Annotated in this window: 16 protein-coding genes and 1 pseudogene; 10 read left to right on the forward strand and 7 right to left on the reverse strand. The window is 71.0% G+C overall.

All coding sequences use genetic code 11. The features are described 5' to 3' along the window. The first annotated feature begins 87 nt into the window (after positions 1–87). The 5 genes from ACZ6ZP_RS06600 (at position 88) to ACZ6ZP_RS06620 (ending at position 8096) form a co-directional block, all read left to right on the forward strand. Positions 88–3570: a bifunctional glycosyltransferase/CDP-glycerol:glycerophosphate glycerophosphotransferase gene (locus tag ACZ6ZP_RS06600; RefSeq protein ID WP_351170926.1), complete on the forward strand. Its 3483-nt coding sequence runs from the start codon at positions 88–90 to the stop codon at positions 3568–3570. Next, entirely contained in the window at positions 3567–5126 is a 1560-nt protein-coding gene (locus ACZ6ZP_RS06605; RefSeq protein ID WP_469405738.1) for a hypothetical protein, read from the forward strand. Before ACZ6ZP_RS06600 ends, ACZ6ZP_RS06605 begins: the two co-directional genes overlap by 4 nt. Before the next feature lie 35 nt (positions 5127–5161). Beyond that, positions 5162–6817 carry a glycosyltransferase family 2 protein gene (locus tag ACZ6ZP_RS06610; RefSeq protein ID WP_469405739.1) on the forward strand — a complete coding sequence of 552 codons (1656 nt, stop codon included), beginning with the start codon at positions 5162–5164 and terminating at the stop codon, positions 6815–6817. A 99-nt stretch (positions 6818–6916) separates the two neighbouring features. Then, positions 6917–7900, forward strand: coding sequence for a UDP-glucose 4-epimerase GalE (galE, locus tag ACZ6ZP_RS06615; RefSeq protein WP_469405741.1), 984 nt, complete (start codon positions 6917–6919; stop codon positions 7898–7900). A 31-nt stretch (positions 7901–7931) separates the two neighbouring features. After that, a complete protein-coding gene (locus ACZ6ZP_RS06620) occupies positions 7932–8096 on the forward strand; it encodes a hypothetical protein (protein ID WP_351170917.1) in 165 nt (54 codons plus the stop codon). A 51-nt stretch (positions 8097–8147) separates the two neighbouring features. On the opposite strand, the pseudogene ACZ6ZP_RS06625 reads toward ACZ6ZP_RS06620, so the two are convergent. Next, a pseudogene (locus ACZ6ZP_RS06625) lies at positions 8148–8228 on the reverse strand (DNA-binding response regulator); the annotation flags it as partial. Here ACZ6ZP_RS06625 and ACZ6ZP_RS06630 point away from each other — a divergent pair. Further along, complete coding sequence (locus tag ACZ6ZP_RS06630; RefSeq protein WP_469405820.1) at positions 8193–8420, forward strand: hypothetical protein; 228 nt, start codon at positions 8193–8195, stop codon at positions 8418–8420. The pseudogene ACZ6ZP_RS06625 and the gene ACZ6ZP_RS06630 sit on opposite strands and share 36 nt — an antisense overlap. A 21-nt stretch (positions 8421–8441) precedes the next feature. Here the strand turns inward: ACZ6ZP_RS06630 and ACZ6ZP_RS06635 are convergent, their stop codons facing one another. Continuing rightward, a complete protein-coding gene (locus ACZ6ZP_RS06635) occupies positions 8442–9062 on the reverse strand; it encodes a TetR/AcrR family transcriptional regulator (protein WP_366462250.1) in 621 nt (206 codons plus the stop codon). 128 nt (positions 9063–9190) lie between these two features. Between ACZ6ZP_RS06635 and ACZ6ZP_RS06640 the strand changes: the two genes are divergently transcribed. After that, on the forward strand, positions 9191–10102 hold the full coding sequence (locus ACZ6ZP_RS06640) for an ABC transporter permease (protein ID WP_361469541.1): 912 nt from the start codon (positions 9191–9193) through the stop codon (positions 10100–10102). Continuing rightward, positions 10095–10931: an ABC transporter ATP-binding protein gene (locus ACZ6ZP_RS06645; RefSeq protein WP_361469544.1), complete on the forward strand. Its 837-nt coding sequence runs from the start codon at positions 10095–10097 to the stop codon at positions 10929–10931. The genes ACZ6ZP_RS06640 and ACZ6ZP_RS06645 overlap by 8 nt, the downstream gene beginning before the upstream one ends. Positions 10932–10946: 15 nt before the next feature. Here ACZ6ZP_RS06645 and ACZ6ZP_RS06650 read toward each other — a convergent pair whose 3' ends face one another. From ACZ6ZP_RS06650 to ACZ6ZP_RS06660, 3 genes are all read right to left on the reverse strand, one after another. Continuing rightward, the gene (locus ACZ6ZP_RS06650) at positions 10947–12089 is read right to left on the reverse strand and encodes a glycosyltransferase (protein WP_469405742.1); all 1143 of its coding nucleotides are present in this window, start codon (positions 12087–12089) and stop codon (positions 10947–10949) included. Beyond that, entirely contained in the window at positions 12086–14980 is a 2895-nt protein-coding gene (locus ACZ6ZP_RS06655; protein WP_469405745.1) for a bifunctional glycosyltransferase/CDP-glycerol:glycerophosphate glycerophosphotransferase, read from the reverse strand. The genes ACZ6ZP_RS06650 and ACZ6ZP_RS06655 overlap by 4 nt, the downstream gene beginning before the upstream one ends. A 167-nt stretch (positions 14981–15147) precedes the next feature. Next, complete coding sequence (locus ACZ6ZP_RS06660) at positions 15148–20091, reverse strand: NAD-glutamate dehydrogenase (protein WP_361469551.1); 4944 nt, start codon at positions 20089–20091, stop codon at positions 15148–15150. A gap of 504 nt (positions 20092–20595) precedes the next feature. Here ACZ6ZP_RS06660 and ACZ6ZP_RS06665 point away from each other — a divergent pair. Further along, positions 20596–21162 (forward strand): DJ-1/PfpI family protein, encoded by a 567-nt coding sequence (locus ACZ6ZP_RS06665; RefSeq protein WP_351170896.1) that lies wholly within the window; start codon positions 20596–20598, stop codon positions 21160–21162. On the opposite strand, the gene ACZ6ZP_RS06670 is transcribed toward ACZ6ZP_RS06665, so the two are convergent. Then, on the reverse strand, positions 21163–21831 hold the full coding sequence (locus ACZ6ZP_RS06670) for an HAD family hydrolase (protein ID WP_351170893.1): 669 nt from the start codon (positions 21829–21831) through the stop codon (positions 21163–21165). A gap of 224 nt (positions 21832–22055) precedes the next feature. After that, positions 22056–22583, reverse strand: a complete 528-nt coding sequence (locus ACZ6ZP_RS06675; RefSeq protein WP_469405747.1) for a DUF6912 family protein — start codon at positions 22581–22583, stop codon at positions 22056–22058. A 357-nt stretch (positions 22584–22940) separates the two neighbouring features. Between ACZ6ZP_RS06675 and ACZ6ZP_RS06680 the strand changes: the two genes are divergently transcribed. Further along, positions 22941–23381 (forward strand): Rv3235 family protein, encoded by a 441-nt coding sequence (locus tag ACZ6ZP_RS06680; RefSeq protein ID WP_366462255.1) that lies wholly within the window; start codon positions 22941–22943, stop codon positions 23379–23381. The last annotated feature ends 57 nt before the right edge of the window (positions 23382–23438 follow it).

Consider the following 23438-nt stretch of genomic DNA (forward strand, 5'->3'; position numbering starts at 1 on the left):
AATTGACCGGAAGGGGCAAAGGGGATGAATACGCCCGTACTCCCATGATTACTCCCATGACTGGGAGCGTACGAAAGGCCGGTCTTCGTGCAGCCCCGTCTCAGCGTCGTCGTGCCCATCTACAACGTCGAAGAGTTTCTGGAGGAGTGCCTTGAGTCGATCGCCGGGCAGACCATGGCCGACCTGGAGGCCGTGCTCGTCGACGACGGCTCGACGGACGGCAGTCCGCGCATCGCACGTGAGTTCGCGGCGAAGGATCCACGGTTCGTCTATGTGCGCCAGCCGAACGCGGGACTCAGCGCCGCCCGCAACACCGGGGTGCGGCACGCGACCCCCACCGCCGAGTACCTGACCTTCGTCGACAGCGACGACGTCGTGCCGCACGACGCGTACGCGCGGATGACCGCGAGCCTGGACTCGACCGGATCCGACTTCGCGAGCGGCAACGTCTGGCGCCTGAACGAGCGCGGACGCCAGCAGGCCTGGCAGTACAAGTGGCTCACCGAGCCGCGCTCGCGCACGCACATCAGCCGCGACCTGGAGCTGCTCGCCGACCGCGTCGCCTGGAACAAGGTCTTCCGGCGCGCCTTCTGGGACCGGCACGGCTTCACCTTCCCCGAGGGCAAGCTCTACGAGGACACGCCCGTCATGATCCCCGCGCACTTCCTCGCGGGCTCCGTGGACGTGCTCAGCGACCACGTCTACTACTGGCGGGTGCGCGAGGGTTCGATCACCCGGCGGCGCACGGACGTCAAGGGCGTGCGCGACCGGATCGCGGCGTGCGCGCACGTCAGCGCCTTCCTCGCCGAGCACGCGCCCGAGATGCGGAAGACGTACGACACCTCGTGCCTGCGCGACGACTTCGTGTACTTCCTGGAGGGCCTGCCGATGGGCGGGCCCGAGTACCGCGCCACGTTCATGAAGGGCGCCGCCGCGTTCCTGCGCCGCGCGGACCCGGGGGTGGTCGCGGGGCTTCCGGTGTCGCTGCGCGTGAAGTGGCATCTCGTACGCGAAGGGCGCACCGCCGACCTGATCGACCTGCTCACCTTCGAGCAGCGCAACAAGAACGCCTTCCAGGTCCGCGGGGTGCTGCGGCGCAGCGCCGCCTATCCGCGGAGTTCGGGCGGTCACATCCGGGTGCCGCAGGAACTGGCCCGGCTCGGCCGCGGCGAACTGCCGGTCATCGCCCGGGTGCGGGAGGCCGGCTGGAGCCCGGACGGGCTGCTGCGGATCAGCGGGTACGCGTACGTGCGCAATCTGGAGGCGACCCGGCCGGGGCACTCCGTCAAGGCCGCGATCCTCAAGTCGGCGCACAGCAGGGCGCAGTTGAGGAAGGTGACGACCCGGACGGTCGCCGCGCCGCAGGCCACCGAGAACTCCCGGCAGCGGCTGCACTGCTACGACCTCTCCGGATTCGAGCTCACCGTCGACCCCGAGCAGCTGAAGACGGGCGGCCGGTGGCGGCCGGGGAACTGGCTGCTCGGCGTGGTCGTCGCGGGCCACGGTTCGGTGCGCCGGGCCGCGGTCCGCCCGCTGGACGGATCGGCCGCGCAGTCCGTCGTACGCGAACTGGGCGACGGGCTCCGGCTCGTCCTCGGCTTCAGCAAGGGCCGCCTGGTGCTGAAGATCCAGGACTACGTGGCCCGGGTCGACGCCCACCACCGGGACGGCGACGAGATGGTCCTCAGCGGCCATCTGCCCAGCCACCTGCGGCCCACGGCGCTGCGTCTGACGCACAAGCACTCGTCGGCGGAGTTCGACTACCCCGTGACGCTGCCGGGCGACGACCGCTTCGACGTACGCGTGCGCCTCGCGGACCTGGAGGACATCGCGCCGACCCCGCACCTGGCCCCCAAGGAGGTCGAGCCCCCGCACGGCGACCGCTGGCAGGCCAACCTGGTCCTGCCGGACGGCAGGCTGAAGTCCCTGGCGGCGGCGCTCGACCTGCCGCCAGGCCGCTACACCTCACGCACGACGGGCGGCCGCGAGCTGTGCGCGTCGGCGAACGACCAGGGCCAGCTCGTCGTCGAGCTCACCCGGCAGCCGATCGCCGACCGGGTCGCGTGGAGCACGGACGGCACGCTGACCGTCGAGGGCACGGTGTCCGACGCGAGCTGGGACGCGGCGGAACTGGTGCTCCGGCACAGCGGCCGCGACGAGGAACTGACCGTGCCGGTGGAGCGCACCGCCGGGCGCTTCCGGGCCGTGGTGGCGCCCGGCGGCGGGGTGCTGCGGGAGGGGCGCTGGTACGCGTTCCTGCGGGAGGCCGGGGGCGACACCGCCGCGCACGGGGTGCTTCAGGACGGCATGCCCGTGCGGCTGCTCGCGTCCGTCTCCGCGGGCTTTCCGCTCCATCGGACCGTGGAGGGACGGGAGTTCACCGTCGACCGGCGGTTCGGGGACCGGCTGCTGCTGGAGGCCGGGTCGGTGCTCGCGCGCGGTGAGCGCGGGGCCTATCGGCGGCATCGGCTGCGTACCGCGCACTATCCGCGCCAGCGCAGCCAGCCGCTGCGGGACGCGGTGCTCTACTTCGACGGGGACTCGCCGCGCGCGGTCCACGAGGAGCTGGTGCGGCGCGGCGCGGACGTCGAGCACCTGTGGGTGACGCACGACCAGCAGACGCGGGTGCCCGCGGGCGCGAAGGGCGTGGAGGAGCACAGCGCCGCCTGGTACGAGGCGCTGGCCCGCTGCCGGCGGATCGTCACCGCGGGCCATCTGCCCGACTTCTTCGAGCGGCGGGACGGCCAGACCGTCGTACAGACCTGGAACGGCGCGCCCCTCAAGCGCATCGGCACCGACCTCACCGACACCCTCTACGCCGACCACGGCCACCTCGACGTCCTGCCCAGGCTCTCCCGCCAGTGGGACGTGCTCGTGTCCCCCAACCGCTTCTCGACTCCCCACCTGGGGCGGGCGCTCGCCTACGAGGGCGAGGTCATGGAAGCCGGCTCGCCCCGCAACGACGTCCTCTTCTCCGCGGACCGCGGCAAGGTCGCCGAACGCGTGCGCCGCGAGCTGGGCATCGCCCCGGACAAGCGGATCATCCTGTACGCGCCGACCTACCGGGACCACCTCGCCTACTCCCCCGGCCGCTTCCGCTACGAACCCGCGCTCGACTTCCGCGCGGCGCAGGAGGTGCTCGGCGACGACCACGTCCTGCTCGTGCGCAAGCATCCGCTGACGGCGGGCCGGCTGCCCGGGGCCCACGCGCCCTTCGTGCGCGACGTGTCGTCCCACCCGCGCACGGCCGAACTCCTGCTGGTCTCGGACGTGTTGGTGACCGACTACTCCTCCCTGATGTTCGACTTCGCGCACACCGGGCGTCCGATGCTCTTCCACGCCTACGACCTGGAGCACTACCGCGACACGGTCCGCGGCTTCTACCTCGACTTCGAGACCAGCGCGCCGGGGCCGCTGCTCGCCTCCACCGGCGAGGTCGTCGAGGCGCTGCGCGACCTGGACTCCATCACGGCCCGGCACGCGGAGGCGTACGCGGCGTTCCGCGAGGCCTACTGCGACCTGGACGACGGGCAGGCCTCGGCACGGGTCGCGGAGAGGCTCATGCGATGAGCATGGCCACGCGGGGAGCGGGCCTCCTCACGCGCCGCCAGGTCCACGGCGCGACGGCGCTGCACGGACGCGGGCGGTGGCGGCCGAGCCCGTACGTCGTCTTCGGCGGTCTCTTCTGGATCGTCATGTCCCTCGCCTTCTGGCGGGTGCCGATGTGCTGCGACTTCGGGCAGCACGCGGCGGTCGTCGAGCGGCTCAAGGCCGATCTGCTGCACCCGCGCCATCCGATGGCGGACCTGCCGGGGGCGGGCAGCCCGTACTACTCGCCGTACGCGGTGGCGCAGGGCGCCTTCGCGCGGCTGACGGGGCTCGCCGGCTGGGAGGTCGTGAAGCTGGCGGGGCCGCTGAACCTGCTGGTGCTCCTGACGGGGCTCGGCCGGTTCGTGAAGGTCCTGACGCCGCGTCAATGGGCGCCGGTTCTTGCGCTGTTCGCGATGGTGCTGCTCTGGGGCACGCGGATGGCGTGGTGGAGCGGCTACCTCGGTCTGATGTCGATGACGGGGAACCTCGCGTACCCCTCGACGTTCGCGATCGGCCTGGCGTTCTGGGCGTGGAGCTGGGCGGGTTCGCTGGCGAAGTCGCCCAGCGGCGGCTGGGCGTACGGAGGGCTCGGCGTGCTGTGCGGGGCGATCCTGCTCGTCCACCCGATCTCGTCCGTGGCGGCGGTGATCGGGGTGGTGGCGTTCGCGGCCTCGGCCCCGCGGCCCTTCGCGGGGCTGTGGAAGTGGGCGGTGACCGGCGCGACGGCGGCGGTGGTCGCGGCGAGCTGGCCCTACTTCTCGGTGTTCTCGCTCGTCGGCGACGAGAGCGTCGACTGGATCCACCGGCAGCTCTACACGGAGATGCCGCAGCGGTTCTGGCTCGCGCTGCTCGGCCTGCCCGCGCTGGCCCTGAGGTTCCGCAGGGTCCGGCGCGACCCGCTGGTCCTGATGTTCGCCCTGGACTGCGCGGTCGTGGCCTACGGCTGGCTCAGCGGCCACTACACCTACGGCCGCATCCTGGGCCTGACGCTGGTCCCGCTCCAGTTCGCCCTCGCGATCGAGCTGGCGGCGCCGCGCCCCTGGCGCCGGTGGCGCATGGCCCTGGGCGGCGTCGCGGCCACCGGGGCGGCCATCGGCTTCTTCACGCTCCAGGCGGGGGCGGTCGTGCCGCGCGCCCTGGACCCGGTGGGCTTCGACCAGCCGCCGCGCTGGCCGGGCTACGGCTGGGCGATGAGCCACCTGCACAAGGGCGACACCGTCCTGACGAACGGCTACTACCCCACCCGCTCCGTCCCCGCGTACGGCGCCAACCTCGTCGCCCCCGCCTGGCCGGACGCCTCGCTCGCCGAGGACACGCGCAACCACCGCCTCCAGGAGGTGCGCGACTACCTCTCCCCCGAGTCGACCCGCGCCGAACGCGCGCGGATCGTGCGCCGCTACGACGTGCGCTGGCTGCTGCTCTCGCCCGACCAGAGGGTGCCGAAGGAGGCCGTGGTGGTGGCGTGGGGACCGCGCACGGGCGAGGTGCTCGCGCGCGTGGGCGACGGGAACACGAAACAGAAAAAGACCCCCTAATCGGATAATTACCAGCAACCTCTAAAATTTCCCCTGTGTACCCCTCTCCGCCCCTCTCGCCCCCGTCGCCCCCGACACCCCAGGTCTGTGTCGTCGTGATCGGCTACAACGACGCGGCGCACGTCGCGGACGCGGTGCGCTCGGCCCTCGCCCAGGGCCCCGCAGTCCGCGAGGTGATCGCCGTCGACGACTGCTCGACCGACGGCAGCGGCGAACTGCTCGCGTCGCTCGCGCGGGAGGACCCCCGCGTCAAACCCATCCGCAGGGCCGCCAACAGCGGGGGCTGCGGCACTCCCCGCAACGACGGGATCGAGGCCACCACGTCCGCGTACGTGATGTTCCTCGACAGCGACGACATCCTGCCGCCGGGCGCGGTGGACGCGCTCCTCAAGGCCGCCGCGCGGCACGACGCCGAGGTGGTCACCGGCCTCTGCGTACGCCGCGAGCTGCCCTCCGGGCGCGAGACCCCCTGGCAGCCCATGCTCTACAAGCAGCCCCTGCTGATCGCCCGCCCCGAGCTGCGCGCCCGCCTGGTCCACGACACCCTCTGCGTCAACAAGCTCTACCGCGCCGACTTCCTGCGCCGGCACGCGCTGCGCTTCCCCGAGGGCAGCTTCACGTACGAGGACTTCGTCTTCACGGCCCGCGTCCTGGCGGCGGGCCCGCGCATCGCGCTGATCACGGACCCCGTCTACGTGTGGAACGTGCGCCGCACGGCGGCCAAGCTGTCCATCTCCCTGGACCGCTCGGGCATCGACAACTGGCAGGCCCGCCTGGAGGCCCACCGCCAGTCGGTGGAGATCCTCCGGGAGGCACGCAGCACCACGGGGACGGGGGGCAAACGCCTTGCACGGGCGGCACGGGCCAAGTTCATCGACCACAGCCTGCGGATGTACGCGCGTGAGCTCACCGCGCGGAGCCCGGAGTACCGCCGGGAGTGGTGGACGGCCACGCGCGCGTACCTCGCGACCTTCGACACGGGCGACCTGGACGCGGCGCCCGCGCCGGGCAGGGTCATCGCCCGCGTGATCCTGGCGTCCCCCGAGCCGCGCGACCTGACCCGCCTCCAGGAGGTGGCGGCCCGCCCGGCGCGCCTGTCGCCTCCGTACGCCCTCTCGCCGGACGACAGCACGCCCATCTGGTCACCGGACCTCCCCCAGGTCACCCTGGAGCACCTCCTCGTGCGCCCCATCCGCCTGCTCCCGCTCGCGGTGGACGCCGAGCTGCGCCCCCGCGCGCACCGGAGCCGTCTGACGCTGCGGCTGCACGAGCTGTACGGACGGGTGGCGGAGGCGGGCCCGACGACGGTCGACGTGGAGCTGGTGCCGAGGAACCGCGAGGGCCCGGTCCTTCGCCGCACGGCGGCGTTCGACCCGGCGGACGCCGAGGACCGGGAGACCTGGCTGACCGAGGCGGTCCTGGACCTGGGCTCGCTCGGCGGCGGCGTGTGGGACCTGCGGCTGCGGCTGCACTTCGGCGACGGGACGGCGCGCGAGACGACGGCGCGGGCGGTCGCGGGCCCGGGACTGCTGCGGCGCACGGCGCTTCCGTCGCGCCGGGGTCTGCTCCTGGCCCAGCCGTACGCGACGCAGGCGGGGAACCTGGCCGTGCGGCTCGCGCCGGGGCTGCGGGGCCTGGCGGGAGTGGTGCGCAGGCGGCTGGCGCGGTGGGTGGGCGGCGGCGGGCGCTGACGCCGTCCGTACGCGGGGCTCTGCGACACTGCACGTCCGAACGCCGACGACGCTCGGCGCGACTCGGGAAACGAAGACGACAGGGAAGGCTCCCAGACGATGACCTGGCTGATCACCGGCGGCGCCGGCTACATCGGGGCACACGTGGTCCGCGCCATGACGGAGGCGGGCGAGCGGGCGGTGGTCTACGACGACCTGTCCTCGGGCATCGCCGAGCGCGTGCCGCAGGGCGTACCGCTGGTGACGGGCTCGACGCTGGACGCGGAGCTGCTGTCCCGCACGCTGGCGGAGCACGGCATCACGGGGGTCGTGCACCTGGCGGCGAAGAAGCAGGTGGGCGAGTCGGTCGAGCAGCCCCTGCGCTACTACCACGAGAACGTGGAGGGCCTGCGGGTCCTGCTGTCGGCGGTGACGCAAGCCGGGGTGAAGTCCTTCGTCCTCTCCTCGTCGGCGGCGGTGTACGGCATGCCCGACGTGGACCTGGTGACGGAGGAGACGCCGTGCCTCCCGATGAGCCCGTACGGCGAGACGAAGCTGGCCGGCGAGTGGCTGGTCCGCGCGACGGGCCGCGCGCACGGCCTGTCGACGGCGTCGCTCCGCTACTTCAACGTGGCGGGCGCGGCAAGCCCCGAGCTGGCCGACACGGGCGTCTACAACCTCGTCCCGATGGTCTTCGAGAAGCTCACGGAGGGCGAGGCGCCGCGCGTCTTCGGCGCGGACTACGCGACGCCGGACGGCACGTGCGTCCGCGACTACATCCACGTGGTGGACCTGGCGGAGGCCCATGTGGCCACGGCCCGCAAGCTGGCCACGGCGCCGCGCGGCACGGACCTGACGCTCAACATCGGCCGTGGCGAGGGCGTCTCGGTCCTGGAGATGGCCACGCTGATCAACGAGGTGACGGGCTACGACCGCCCGCCGACGATGTCACCCCGCCGCCCCGGCGACCCGGCCCGCGTGGTGGCCGCGTCGACCCGCATCGCCACGGAGCTCGGCTGGTCGGCGAAGAGGGACGTGCGCGAGATGGTGACGTCGGCGTGGGCGGGGTGGGTGCGGCTGCATCCGGAGGCGGGGCGGGAGTAGGCGGTCGGGTCCGGTCCCGCACACTTGCCCCATGAAGATCCTTTGGCTCGTGCTCGCCGTCGCCCTCATCGTCAACATCTCGTCCAGCTTCGTCATCGACGACAACACACGCCAGGCCCTCGTCAGCGTGGGCACCGGGATCATCGCCCTCGCCTGCGGCGTGACGCTGTTCGCCAAGCGGGAGAAGCGGTCCTGACCCCTCAGGTACGGCCGGGGCGCCAGGTCGGCCGAGTCGGCAACAACCCGGCTAGGCCGACCTGTTCAGGTACGCGAGCACGGCCAGCACCCGGCGGTGCCCACCGTCGCTCGGCGGCAGCCCCAGCTTCGCCCCACCCCCCGGCCCAAAGGCCCCGCCACGAAGGCCCTGCTCTGGCTCGTCCTCGCGATCACCCTGGTCGCCGACGTCTCCACCAGCCTCGCCTTCGACGGCGTGCGGCAGGTGCTGATCAGCGTGTGCACCGGCGCCGTCACGCTCGGCTCGGGCGTGGCCCTGTTCCTGCTGCGGGAGAAGCACGCCTAGAACCGCGCTCCCACAGCCCCCTCACAACGCCCGGAGCCCCGCCGCCGTAGCCGCGGCGAGGCTGCCCAGATACCCCTTGGGCAGCTCGGCCCGCACCACCACGGACCGCCAGTAGAGCGGCCCCGACACCAGGTCGAGGGCGAGGTCCTCGTCGACCCCCTCCCGCACCTCTCCCCGCGCCACGGCGGCCCGCACGATGCCGTTCGCCACCCCGTGCTGCCCTTCCCGCAGGGCCTTCTGCAGGGCTTCCGCGATCTCCGGGTTGCGTGCCGCCTCCGCCTGGAGGTCCGGGATCACCTGCGAGGCCACGGGATGCCGCAGGGCGCGCGACGTCACCTCGTACAGCAGCCGCAGATCGCCCTCCAGCGAGCCGCTGTCCGGCATCGGAAGGCCCTGGACCGCTATCGCCGCCACCAGGTCGAGCACGAGGTGCAGCTTGGAGCGCCAGCGCCGGTAGACGGCGGTCTTGCCGACGCCCGCGCGGCGCGCGATGCCCTCGATGGACATGCGCGCGTACCCCACCGCCGCGAGCTCCTCGAAGACGGCGGCCCTGATGGCCTCGGTCACATCCTCACGGAGCACCGCGGCCCCCGCGGGCGCCCTGCGGCGCGGCTGTTCATCTCCTGGCCTGCTCGTCGTCATACGGACAGCATAGAACGTGACGACGATACGGTTGCGTTCCGACGTCACATCGCCCTACTCTCGACGTTGCGACGATACGGGCCCGTCCCGACGTCAGCGCCCCATGGCTCCGAGTGAAAGCAGCGGACGTGAGTCAGGTCCTCGACGCTCCATCCCGCCCCGCGGTCGCCGTACCCGACGCCGCCGAGCTCGCCGCCCGGCACGGCCTGACCGTCAGCGGCGCCCGCCCCTCGCTGCCCGGATACGTCCGGCAGCTCTGGCAGCGGCGCCACTTCATCACCGCCTTCGCGACCGCCAAGCTCACCGCCCAGTACAGCCAGGCGAAGCTCGGCCAGGTCTGGCAGGTGATGACGCCGCTCCTGAACGCCGCGGTGTACTACTTCATCTTCGGCGTCCTGATGAACACCAAGCACGACGTCCCGGACTACGTCCCGTTCCTGGTCACCGGCGTCTTCATCTTCACGTTCACGCAGAGCTCGGTGATGGCGGGCACCCGCGCCATCGCCGGCAACCTCGGCCTGGTGCGCGCCCTGCACTTCCCGCGGGCCGCGCTGCCGATCTCGTTCAGCCTCCAGCAGCTCCAGCAGCTCCTGTTCTCCATGGGCGCGCTGGTCGTGATCCTGCTCTGCTTCGGCGTCCCGCCGAGCATGTCCTGGTTCCTGGTGGTCCCGGTCCTGCTCCTGCAGTTCACCTTCAACACGGGCCTGGCCCTGGTCATGGCCCGCCTGGGCAGCAGGACGCCGGACATCGCGCAGCTGATGCCGTTCGTGCTGCGTACGTGGATGTACGTGTCAGGCGTGATGTGGAGCATCGACGCGGTCCTGAAGGACCAGCACCTGCCGCACGTCCTCCAAGTCCTCCTGGAGTGCAATCCGGCCGCCGTCTACATCGACCTGATGCGCTTCGCCCTGATCGACAGCTTCGCCAAGGGCCAGCTCCCGCACCATGCCTGGGCGTGGGCCATCGGCTGGGCGCTGCTCGCCGGAGTCGGCGGGTTCATCTACTTCTGGAAGGCAGAGGAGACGTACGGCCGTGGCTGAGACGACAGCAACCCTGGAAAAGACGCTTCCCCCCACCTACGGGCCCGCCCCCACCGTCATCGTCGACCAGGTCGACATCGTCTACCGGGTGCACGGCGCGGGCTCCCCCTCCGGCCGCGGCAGCGCGACCGCCGCCCTCGGCCGCATCCTCAAGCGCGGCAAGGGAGGCAAGGACGGCGAGGAGTCCGGCGTACGCAAGGTGCACGCCGTCAGAGGCGTCTCCTTCACCGCCCACAAGGGCGAGGCCATCGGCCTGATCGGCACGAACGGCTCCGGCAAGTCGACGCTCCTGAAGGCGGTCGCGGGCCTCCTGCCGGTCGAGAACGGCCGCATCTTCACCGACGGCCAGCCCTCGCTCCTCGGCGTGAACGCGGCCCTGATGAACGACCTCACCGGCGAGCGCAACGTCCGCCTCGGCGGCCTCGCGATGGGCATGTCCCGGGAGCAGATCCAGGAGCGCTACCAGGACATCGTCGACTTCTCCGGCATCAACGAGAAGGGCGACTTCATCACCCTCCCCATGCGCACGTACTCCTCCGGCATGGCGGCACGCCTGCGCTTCTCCATCGGCTCCGCCAAGGACCACGACGTCCTGCTCATCGACGAGGCCCTGGCGACCGGCGACCGCTCCTTCCAGAAGCGCTCGGAGGCCCGCATCCGCGAGCTGCGCAAGCGCGCGGGCACGGTCTTCCTGGTCAGCCACAACAACAAGTCGATCCGCGACACCTGCGAGCGCGTGCTCTGGCTGGAGCACGGCGAACTGCGCCTGGACGGCCCGACGGAGGACGTCCTGAAGGAGTACGAGCGCTTCACAGGCGGCAAGAAGTAGCGGAGCCGCCCGGCCCTACCGCTCCAAGAACGCGAACAACTCCTCCCAGCGCCGCACGACTTCACCCGTCGTGTAGCGCTGGATGTTCACCCTGGCCAGCTCCCCCATCCGGTCCCGCAGCTCCTTGTCGGACATCAACGTGTCCAGCCTGCGCGCCAGTTCGGCCGTGTTCCCGAGCCGCGCGAGCAGCCCGTCCACGCCGTCCTGGACGATCTCGTGCACGCCCGGCGCGCAGTCGAAGGCGGCGCACGGCACCGCCGTGGCCATCGCCTCCATCAGCGCCAGCGGGAAGCCCTCGCCCCGCGACGACTGCACGAACACCGACCCGCCCCGCAGCGCGCCCGGCACGTCGCTGGTGCGCCCCATCCACTCCACGGAGCCGTCCAGGCCCAGGGACGTGCACTGCTTCTTGAGCATCTCCTCGTCCTCGCCGGAGCCGTAGATCCGCAGCGTCCAGTCCGGGTGCAGCGGCGCGACCTCCGCCCAGGTGTCGAGGAGCATGTCGATGCCCTTCTGGTCGTGCAGCCGGCCGATGCTGGTGACGACCTTCTCGGTGCGCCGGGAGGGCACTTCGGGCATGAAGGGCAGCGGGTTCGGCATGAAGGACGCGTTGTCCAGGCCCTGCCTGATCCACAGGTCGGCGTCCTCACGGGTCAGCGCGAGCATCCGGTCGACGTCCTTGTAGTGCTTGCGCACCCGCCCGAAGCGGGAGCAGGCCCGCGAGTAGGCGAACGACTCGTGGCTCATGCCGATGACCGACATGCCGCCGGTGTCGGCGAGTTCGACCCACTCCATCGCCCACACCTGCGTGACGATGACGACGGCTCCGGGACCGGCCTGCGCGAACAGCGCGGTCAGCTTGGCGGCCTGCTCGTGCATGCCCTCCTCGCGCTTCGTGCGCAGCCGGTGCTCGGCCACGTTGAGCCGGCCCTTGATGCCGCGCGCCGGGCCGACGCGCGGCGGATGATCGTCGTACAGCGTCGTGGCGGGGTAGGGCAGGTCCGTGCCGACGTCCTGCGGGACGCCGGGGTCCGTGATGCCGATGACGTGCACGCGGTGGCCGCGCTCGACGAAGAGGCGGGCCATCTGGTGGGACCAACTGGTGATCCCGCCCAGCTCGTTGACGCTGTTGGAGACGAAGAATATGTCCCGGTTCACTTGCCGCTCCAGTGCGAGAAGAACTGATCGACGACACTCTTGGCGGCATCGCCCCGGTCGTACTCGCCGAACTCGGCCACGAACCGCGCCCGCGCCGCCGCGTACTCCAGCGCCTGCTCGTCGAGCGCCTTCAGCGCCCCGAACAGCTCGTCCTCGGTGTCGACCACCGGTCCTGGAGCCCGCTCCCGCAGGTCGAAGTAGGTGCCGCGGCCCTCGTGGACGTACTCCTCGTAGTCGTACGTGAAGAACAGCATCGGCCGGTCCAGGAGCGCGTAGTCGAACATCACGGACGAGTAGTCGGTGATCATCGCGTCGGCGAGCTGGTAGAGCGGTGTGACGTCGTGGTGCGCGGAGACGTCGATGACGCGGCCCCGCACGGACGGCGGGAGCACCACGTGGTTCAGATAGTGCGAGCGCACGAGCAGTACGTACCGGTCGCCGAACTCCTCGGCGAACCGCTCGACGTCGAAGGGCAGTTCAAAGCGTCCGTGCCGGCCGCCGTGCCGCCGGAACGTCGGCGCGTAGAGCAGCACCTGCTTGTCCTCGGGGATGCCCAACTCCGCCGCAAGCGGGCCGCGTTCGCGCACCCCGCTCGCGTCCTCGGCCCGCTTCGACCGCACCAGCGCGTCGTTGCGCGGGTAGCCGACCCGCAGCAGCACCTTCTCCTTCAGGCGCAGGGCCTTCGCCAGGGTCCGCACGTCGTGCTCGGAGCGGATCAGGAAACGGTCGAAGCGGTCGAGCACCCGCTGCTGCTCGTCCTGCCGCGGCTTGCTGCGCAGCTTCCAGGCGGGCTCGTCGAAGCCCATGCGCTTGAGCGCCGAGCCGTGCCAGGTCTGGATGTACGTCGTCCCGGGCCGCTTGGTGAGCTTGAGCGGGTAGCTCTGGTTGTCGACCCAGAACTCGGCCTGCGCCAGGGCCCGCAGGTACGGGAGGGACCAGCGCCGTACCAGCGTCGCGTCCTCGGGGAAGCCCTTCGGGCTGCCGGTGTAGGACCACACGGCGTCGAAGTCGAGCCCCTGGCGCCGCATCTCCTCGTAGATCGCCCGGGGGCTGTCGCTGTACTGCTTGCCGAGGTGGCTCTCGAAGACGACCGTGCCCTTCTTCACCGGCAGGCGGCTGAACACCTCGTCGTACACGCGCAGCTTGCTCTGCCCGGACGTGAGGTCCTTCCGCAGCTTCTTCGCCCTGCGGAAGCCGGACTTGGCGAGCCGTCCCGGTACGCCCTGCGTGCCGCGCGCCACCAGCTCCTGGATCCGGCCACCGGCGGCGTCGCGCGTGACGAGGCGGAAGGCGAGGTGCCCGCGCTGCGAGACCTCGGGCTCCATGTGGTCGGCGACCAGGCGGGTCAGCCTCGGCCGCACCGGAAGCCTCCCCTCGGCGAGCCCCGGGTCCTCCGCGGTGAGCCGCGTCCGGGTGCGCACGCCGTCGGCGGTGAGGTGCAGGCGCACGTCCCACACCGCGTCGACCACGCCGAGCGGACGCAGCCGCCTCGCGAGGTCGGCGGCGGCCTCCCAGGCGATGGTCTCGCCCTCGTACCGCACGGCGGAGACCGGGAAGCGGAAGGACTGGAGGCTGCGGCGGCGCGCGCTGAACTCCAGCTCGGCGGTGAGCACGGCGTCCGGGCCGACGACGCCGAGCGGGTTGGTGACGCGGCCCGCCATGCTCACCGTCCCCGCGGACTCCTCGTACCGCGTCAGGACGTTGCGCAGGAACATCTGGTCGAAGCGCTTGGTGTGGTAGCCGAGCCCGGTCACGTCCAGGGCCCGGCGGCCGACCGGGTCCTCCAGGTGCTCGGCGCACCAGTACACGCGGCCGTCCCGCTCGGCGAGCGGCGAGGAGATCTTGTCGCGGTTGGTGAGGGTGTCGACGGCGGGCAGCAGGTTCGCCCAGTCGCCCTGCTCCAGGAGGTAGCCGCAGATGGCCTGAATGGGCTGCACCTCGTCGTACGCGGCGCGGTCGAGCCCGGCGAGATAGTCACGGGCGAGTCCGGCGAACTCCTGCCGGTAGGCGGCGTCGCGGAACGGCAGGTCGCGCAGGTGGAGCACCAGGTCGTGCTTGAGGAACTTGACGTCCTTGGCGAGCCGCAGCTCGTCGAGGCCGCGCTCGGCGAGCAGGGCGTCGATCCGTCGGTGGATCTCCAGGCGGTGCTGGAAGTTGGTCATCTCGTGGCGCCGGTTGGTCACGGACTTCGCGGCGTCGGCGGCGCGCTCGTGGACGTGCCAGAAGTAGACCTGGTTCGGGATGAGGGTGATGCGCTCGGCGGCCAGATAGGCCTCGGCTATGAACATCAGGTCCTCGTAGAACATGCCCTTGGGGAAGCGCAGGCCGTTCTCGACGAGGAAGTCGCGGCGGTAGAGCTTGTTCGTGGAGAGGGTGTCCCAGACGAACAGGTCGGGCAGCTCGGTGACGGACTCCAGGGTGCGGGTCGTGGCGTAGAGCCAGGGGTACCACTGGTCGCGCTTCTTGTTGCGGGTGTCCATGGAAAGACGGACGCAGAGCCCGGAGACGATGTCGGAGCCGTCGCGCTCGGCGGCTTCGAGGAGGTTGCGGCAGGCGTTGCGCTCCAGGACGTCGTCGCTGTCGAGGAACATCACGTGGCGGCCGACGGTGTGGCCGATTCCCACGTTGCGGGGCTCACCGCCCGCGCCGCTGTTCTCCGGCAGCTGGTAGGCCCGCACCCGCTCGGGGTGCTCGGCGGCCAGTTCCCGCGCCACGTCGTACGAGCCGTCCGTGCTGTGGTCGTCGACGATGACGACCTCGACGCCGCGCAGCGTCTGGTCGAGCACCGACCGCACGGCGGTCGGCAGCCGCTCGGCGTCGTTGTAGACGATCACCACTACGGACACATCGGGTCGCGCCTCCGGCGTCCCCCGCTCACCTGTCGCTCCCATGCGTCCCTCCAGTCAGATACCAGCTCATCGTACTAAGTATCGCTATTGCCCGATTGGCGCCCTTCAGGGGGGTGTGATCGGCCCAGTCCCGATACGCGAAGGGGCGCCCCGGGCCTCTCGGCTCGGGGCGCCCCTTCGACGGACTGCCAGGCATACCGCCTGACGGATTACGAGTGCGTGCGCAGCAGCGTCCTCATCGTCCGCATCGCGACCGACAGGTTCGCCAGGTCGAACGCGTCCGAGCTCTGGATCTCGTCCAGGGTCGTCCGCGACCGGCTCAGGATCGCCGCGTTCTTCTCCTCCCAGGCCTTGAAGCGCTGCTCGGGAGTGTCCTCGCCGTCCCCGGCGGCCAGCACGTCGGCCGTCAGGGCGGCGTGCGCCGCGTACAGGTCCTCGCGGATCGAGGCGCGCGCCATCGACTGCCAGCGGTCGGCCCGCGGCAGCTCGATGATGCGGTCCATGAGCTGGGTGATCCGCAGCCGGTCCGCGAGGTCGTAGTAGACCTCGGCGACGGCCATCGGCGTCTTGCCCGTGCGGTCGGCGATCGCCACGATGTCGAGCGCCGGGAAGGCCGAGGAGAACCCGGCGACGCGCTGGGCGAGTTCGTCGGGGACGCCCACACCGGTCAGCTCGTCGCGGATGCTCTGGTACCACTCCTGGTCGGAGCCGCGAAGCAGCTTGGGCAGCTCGGTCCAGACCTCGGCGACACCCTCACTGAAGAAGTCGATGGTCTCGGCGAGCTGGAGCGGCTGCGGCCGGTTGTTGAGCAGCCAGCGCGTGCCGCGCTCGACCAGGCGGCGCGAGTGCAGCCGGATGCGCGTCTGCACGTCGGCCGCCACCACGTTGTCGAGCGCCTCGACCGCGTCCCAGACCTTGCTCAGACCGAAGATCTCGCGGGCCGCGAGCTGCGCCCGCACGATCTCCTCCAGCGAGGCCCCCGTCTCCTCACGGAGGCGGTGCAGGAAGGTCGAACCACCCGTGTTCACCGTGTCGTTGACCAGGACCGTGGTGATGATCTCGCGGCGCAGCGCGTGCTCGTCGATCTGCTCGGGGAACTTCTCCCGCAGCGCCCCGGGGAAGTACGCGTGCAGCAGCCCGCGCAGGTAGTCGTCGTCCGGGAGCGTCGTCTGGATCAGCTCGTCGGCCGCCGTGATCTTCGTGTACGCGAGGAGCACGGCGAGCTCGGGCTGGCTGAGCCCGCGGCCGGAGCTCAGGAGCTCGCGGATCTGCCGGTCGGTGGGCAGGAACTCCAGGGCCCTGTCCAGGTGACCGTCGCGGCCCAGGCGGCGCATGAAGCGCTGGTGGGCGTGGAGCAGGGACGGGGACTGGGCGACCGCGTTCGACAGGGCGGTGTTCTGCGCGTAGTTGTTGCGCAGGACCAGGGTCCCGACCTCGTCCGTCATCGCGGCGAGGAACGTGTTGCGCTGCTTGACGGTCATGTCGCCGTTCGCGACGACCGCGTTCAGCAGGATCTTGATGTTCACCTCGTGGTCGGAGGTGTCCACGCCCGCGCTGTTGTCGATGGCGTCGGTGTTGATGTGCCCGCCGGCCCGCGCGAACTCGATGCGGCCCAGCTGGGTCAGACCGAGGTTGCCGCCCTCGCCGACGACCTTGACGCGCAGGTCGGCGCCGTTCACGCGGATCGCGTCGTTCGCCTTGTCGCCGACGTCGCTGTTCGACTCGGCCGACGACTTCACGTACGTACCGATGCCGCCGTTCCACAGCAGGTCGACCGGCGCCTGGAGGATCGCCTTCATCAGATCGGCCGGGGTCATCTTCGCGACGCCCGACTCGATGCCGAGCGCCTCGCGGATGTGGGCGTTGAGCTGGATCGCCTTGGCGCTGCGCGGGAAGATCCCGCCGCCCGCGGAGAGCAGCTCCTTGTTGTAGTCCGCCCAGGAGCTGCGCGGCAGCTCGAAGAGGCGGCGGCGCTCGGCGTACGAGGTCGCGGCGTCCGGCCTCGGGTCGATGACGATGTGCCGGTGGTCGAACGCGGCCACCAGGCGGATGTGCTCGGAGAGCAGCATGCCGTTGCCGAACACGTCACCGGACATGTCGCCGACGCCGACGACCGTGAAGTCCTCGGTCTGGGTGTCGGTGCCCAGCTCCCGGAAGTGCCGCTTGACGGACTCCCAGGCGCCGCGGGCGGTGATGCCCATGCCCTTGTGGTCGTAGCCGGCGGAGCCGCCGGAGGCGAAGGCGTCGCCGAGCCAGAAGTTGTAGGACTGGGCGACCTCGTTGGCGATGTCCGAGAAGGTCGCGGTGCCCTTGTCGGCCGCGACCACGAGGTACGTGTCGTCCTCGTCGTGCCGCACGACCTCGGCCGGCGGCACGACCTCGCCCGCGACCAGGTTGTCGGTGATGTCCAGCAGCGCCGAGATGAACGTCTTGTAGCAGGCCACGCCCTCGGCGAGCCACGCGTCGCGGTCCACGGACGGGTCGGGCAGCTGCTTGGCGACGAAGCCGCCCTTGGCGCCGACGGGCACGATGACGGTGTTCTTCACCATCTGCGCCTTGACCAGACCGAGGATCTCGGTACGGAAGTCCTCACGCCGGTCGGACCAGCGCAGACCGCCGCGGGCGACCTTGCCGAAGCGCAGGTGGACGCCCTCGACGCGCGGCGAGTACACCCAGATCTCGTACGCCGGACGCGGCGCGGGGAGGTCGGGGATGGCCTGCGGGTCGAACTTCATGGAGACGTAGGTGTGCGGCTTGCCGCCCTCCGCCTCCTGGAAGAAGTTCGTGCGCAGCGTCGCCTTGATGACGGTGAGGAAGGACCGCAGGATGCGGTCCTCGTCGAGCGACGCGACCTCGTCGAGCGCGCCGTCCAGCTCCTCCATGAGCCCGTCGGTCAGCTCGGTGCCGGCGCGCTGGCGGTCCGGGGACATCCGCGCCTCGAAGAGCGAGACGAGCAGCCGGGTGGTGTGGACGTTGTTGAGGAGGGTGTCCTCCATGTAGTCCTGGCTGAAGGTGGAGCCCGCCTGGCGCAGGTACTTGGCATAGGCGCGAAGGACCATCGCCTGGCGCCAGTTGAGCCCGGCCCGCAGGACCAGCGAGTTGAACCCGTCGACCTCGGCCTCACCCGTCCAGGCGGCCGAGAAGGCCTCCTGGAAGCGCTCGCGGCCGTCGTCGCCGAGGTAGTCGCCGTTGCCGTTCTGGGACTTGGGCAGGCGAAGGCCGAAGTCGTAGATCCAGGCGTTCGTGCGGTCCGTGCAGCGCAGCTCGTAGGGCCGCTCGTCGGTGACCTCGACGCCCAGGCGCTGGAGGACCGGCAGGACGGCGGAGAGCGAGACCTGGCCGCCGGAGCGGTAGATCTTGAAGCGGCGCTCGCCGGGGGCGGCGCCCACCGGCTCGTACAGGCTGAGCGCGAAGTCCTCGCGGCCGTGCTTGAGCTGCTCCAGGTGCTGGAGGTCGGCGACGGCGGCGCGCGGCGTGTGGTCGGCCTTGTACCCCTCGGGGAAGGCGCCCGAGTAGCGGCGAAGCAGCTCGGCGGCACGCTCCTCACCGCACTCGGCGGTCAGCGCCTCGCCGAAGCCGTCGGCCCAGGAGCGGGCGGCCTCGACGAGCCTGGCCTCGATGCGGTCGGTGTCGGCGTCGGTGAGCTGCGGAAGCCCGCCGCCCGGCGCGACGCGGACCACGAAGTGCAGCCGGGAGAGGATCGACTCCGTGTTCCACGCGGTGAAGTCGACGCTGGTGCCGCCGAGCTCCTCCTTGAGGATGTCGATGATCCGCAGCCGCACACCGGTGGTGTAGCGGTCGCGCGGCAGGTAGACGAGGGCCGAGTAGTAGCGGCCGTACTCGTCCTTGCGCAGGTAGAGCCGCAGCCTGCGGCGCTCCTGGAGGTAGAGCACGGACGTGACGATGGCGCGCAGCTCGTCGGGCGGGGTCTGGAAGAGCTCGTCGCGCGGGTACGTCTCCAGGATCTGGAGCAGGTCGCGGCCGTCGTGGCTGTTGGGCGAGAAGCCCGCGCCCTTGAGGACTTCCTGGACCTTGCGGCGGATGACCGGCACGCGGCGCACGGACTCGGTGTACGCGGCGGACGAGAAGAGGCCGAGGAAGCGGCGCTCGCCGATGACGTTGCCGTCGGCGTCGAACTTCTTCACGCCGACGTAGTCGAGGTAGCTGGGCCGGTGCACGGTGGCACGGCTGTTGGCCTTGGTCAGGACGAGGAGCTTGTGCTCACGGGCCTTCGCGCGCGCGTCCGCGGGCAGCCGGCTGAAGGAGGGGCTGACCGGGTGGTCCTCCTCGCCCTCGTGCTTCGGGTCGGCACGCAGGATGCCGAGGCCGGTGCCGGGCACGGCGGCGAGCGAGTCGTCCTCCGTCAGGTCGTACTCACGAAAGCCCAGGAAGGTGAAGTGGTTGTCGGCGAGCCAGCGAAGCAGCTCGCGGGCCTCGTCGACCTCCTGGTCGCGCAGGTCGTCGGCGGTCGGCTCGGTGGGGAGCTCATCGGCGATGCGCAGCGCGGCATCGCGCATCTTCTCCCAGTCCTCGACGGTCTCGCGTACGTCGGACAGGATCCGGAGCAGATCGGCGCTGATCTGCTTCAGGTCCGCGCGGTCCGTCTCGCGGTCCATCTCGACGTGGATCCAGGACTCGGTGACCGCGTCGTGCGGGCGCTCGGTGCCCGGGTCGGTCAGAACTTCGAGGAGCTTGCCGGTCAGATCACGGCGTACGACGACCTGGGGGTGGATGACGACATGGATGCCGCGCCCCTGCCGCGAGAGCTCGTTGGTGACCGAGTCGACCAGGAAAGGCATGTCGTCGGTGACCACCTCGACGACGGAGTGGCTGCACGTCCAGCCGTTCTCCTCGACGGTCGGGGTGTGCACTCTGACGTTGGCCGTGCCCTGCGGGCGGTTCTCGGCCAGCCGGTAATGGGAGAAGGCTGCTCCGAAGACGTCGACCGGGTCACGGTCGGCAAGGTCCTCCGGGGCGGTGTGCAGGTAGTAGCGCTGGAGGAACGCAAGGGCCGTGTCCTCGTCAGGAGCGGCCTCGTTCGTCGTCCCGGTCGTGGCCCCATTCGGTAGGCGACCACCGACCGGGCTGTTCTCAGCTACCCGGGCCGCCCGTGTGAGCAGCTCGGCTTTGGCTTCGTCCAGCTTGGTCTGCATTGTCCTCTGACTCCTGTCGCGCGCCGTTGCGTGACGTAGAAGGAAGTGATCCGACGTAACGCCGCGACGCGGGGTCTCCGGTCGAAGTCGACGTTATGCCGCGGTGAGAGATGAGCGGGCGGTTATCCGCCATTTTCAGCGGTTTCGCTGACCGATGGCTGGGATGATCTGGCTGGCCGCACCGCGAAGAAGCGTCAGCGACGTCCCGGGCACGGATGTCCTCCGTGTTCCCCGGGCGCAGGGCGGGGGCGTACACGCCCCCGCGGGATATCGCGCTGATCACGGGTCAAGGCTATCTCCCTCGACCCGGGAGTCGTCATGAGCCGTATGTGTACAAAAGCAGGGGTGGAACTTTGACACTCTGCACAGAGACTTTCGCGCCATCTGTCGGCGATGGACCCGCTCTCCGGACCGGTGGGCCCTCTTGGCAAACCGGACGGGCGGATGCACGTTGAGCGGGACGGACGGACACGACGGACACGCACGACAGGGGAGCGAGCACCGATGGCAGCCAAGATCCTCATAGTGACCGGTGACGCGGCGGAGTCCCTGGAGGTCCTGTACCCCTTCCAGCGGCTGCGCGAGGAGGGGTACGACGTCCACATCGCCGCCCCCGCCCGCAAGAAGCTGCAGTTCGTGGTGCACGACTTCGAGCCGGGCTTCGACACGTACACGGAGAAGCCGGGCTACACGTGGCCCGCGGACCTCGCCTTCTCGGAAGTCGATCCCGGACAGTACGCCGCTCTGGTGATCCCGGGCGGCCGGGCCCCGGAGTATCTGCGCAACGACCCGGAGCTCCGCAAGATCCTCAAGTCCTTCTTCGACGCGGACAAGCCGGTCGCGCAGATCTGCCACGGCCCGCTCCTGACCGCGGCGATCGGCGGCCTCAGCGGTCGCAGGGTCACGGCGTACCCGGCCCTCGAGCTGGACATGCAGACGGCGGGCGCGACGTTCAAGGACGCCGAGGTGGTGGTCGACGGCACGCTGGTCTCGGCCCGTGCCTGGCCGGACCACTCCGGCTGGATGAGGGAGTTCCTCACGGTCCTGCGGGCGAAGGCCCCGGTGACGTAGCTAGGCGGCCAGCGACTCGGCCCTCTCCACGGCTTCCGCGAGGCTGTCGACCACCGGGACACCGACGGCCTCCAGGCTGGCCCTGCTGTGCGAGCCCCCGGTGTAGAGCACGGCCTGCGCGCCCACGTGTGCGGCGGCCACCGCGTCGTCGACGGCGTCACCGATCACGACGATCCGGTCCGCGGGCACGGACTCCAGGGCCTCCAGGTGGCGCACCATGCGCTCGGCCTTGCCCGCGTGCGAGGTGTCCGTGCGCCCGTCGATGCGCACGAAGTGCTCCTCGATCCCGTGCCGCCGCACGATCGGCACCAGGTGCTCGTGCGGCGCGAGCGAGAGCAACGACTGCGTACGCCCGGCTGCCCGCCGCCCCGCGAGCAGCTCGGCGGCGCCGTCGGCCAGCGCGCACGCCTCGACCCGCATCCAGTAGTGCTTGTGGAACACGGCGTCCATGACCAGCCACTCGGCATCGGTGGGCAGCCGCCCCATCAGCCGCTCGTAGAACAGCGGAATGGGCACGCAGTACAGGTCGCGATACCGCTCGAGCGTGATCGGCTCGAGGCCGAGCTCCGCGAAGGAGGCGTTCGTGGACTCGATCACCGCATCGATGTCATGCAGCAGAGTCCCGTTCCAGTCCCACACGATATGCGCCCCGCGCAGCAGCTTCCCCATAGGCAAACGGTACCCGGACGCACCGTCTGCCATCCGGGGCGGCTTCGGCTCCGGGGCGGCGGGAACCGTGCTCCGGGCGGACATACCGGCCCGTTCCCTCAGGAGCGTTCCCGATTGCGGGGCAATCGGGCGGGTGGGCGGGAAGGCCTGTTCGTCCAGGGTCGGACGCGGGGTGACGGGCGGGTGGGTGGGAGAGGACCCCGCCCAAGCCCCGCAGGGAACCCTCAGGCGATCAGCCCGGGAATCTCCTGCGTCGCGAACCACAGCAGCTCGTGGTCCTCGACGCCGTCCACGGTGAACCGCGCGTCATCGTCCCCCTGGTCCGCGGCCCCCAGAGCCTCCGCCCCCGCAGCGACATCCGCCTCCGCATCCCCGGCATCCACATGCACGGCGGCGACCTTCTTCAGGCCCAGCACCCCGGCCACCCGCACCTCGCCGAGCCCGAGCTCCGGGTCGAGCTCCGGGTCGAGCTCCGGGTCCAGCTCCGGATCGAGCTCCACCGCCCCGTCCGCCACATCCGCGGCCAGCACGACCCGCCGCCGAGCCGCCCCCGGATCACCCGCGATCAACCGCAGCGAAGCGAGCGCGGCCCGGTTGAGGGCGGCGTACTCCAGCTCCTCCACGTCGTCCGAGACGTACCACTCACGCAGAGCGGGCGTCACGGCATAGGCGGTCAGCGGCGCGGGCCCCAGCTCGCCCGCCTTGTACGCCTCGGCGAGACGGCTCAGGGTCAGGGGAACGTAGACGCGCATGACGGCCCGCTTTCACAGTCGTAGACACACTGCACCGGTGGAGACAGAGAGTCGGAGGTCAAAGAAGAGGCCTCCAGAATACGTGCGGGAGTCCCCCTTCGAGCTGCGCCCCACACCCACCCCCCACGTCACCCCGCACCCCCGCCCTTCACCCGGCACACCCCAGCGCCCCCAAGGCCCGAGCCACCCCCGATCCCCCGGATAGGTGACTCCTCCGACCCCTGCCCCACCACCGGCAGACCCTTGCGACCCGCGCCCTCGTCCCCGTACAAGATCTCCGACGGAAGTTACTCCCCGGTACCGAAATCCCAGGAACCGGGCCAGCGAAGCCGGAGGCGATACGGCATGCAGAAGGTGATGACCAGGCCCCGTCCCCGCCCGCCGGCGCCCACCCGCCCACCGGGCCGCACGGACCCCCGCCGCCCCGCGGCGGCCCGTACACCGACGCGCCCGCCCAGGACCCCGCCCCAGCCCCCACCGCACCCCACCGAGCTCTTCACCGAGCGTCTGCTCCTGGTCCTCAGCGGCCAGAAGCCGGTCCACTGGGCGGCGCGCCACATCGCGCACACCGCGTTCGACGACCTGACCCGCCTCGCCGAACGCACGCCCCTGACCGTGAACGGCCGGCGCCCCACGATCCACCGGATCGGCCACTACGAACCGTGCCCCGGCGTCTACGAGGTCTTCGCGAGGATCGGCACGGGCGCCACCCTCAGCGCCCTGGCGTTCCGCCTGCACCTGGGCGCGGACCAGAGGTGGCGCTGCACGGCGGTGGAGGTCGGCGCGCCCGGGAGATGAAAAGGCAAAGGGGCCGAGCACCCCACGGTGCCCGGCCCCCAACAGCTACAGCTACAG

The organism is Streptomyces sp. NPDC054047, assembly GCF_055585065.1.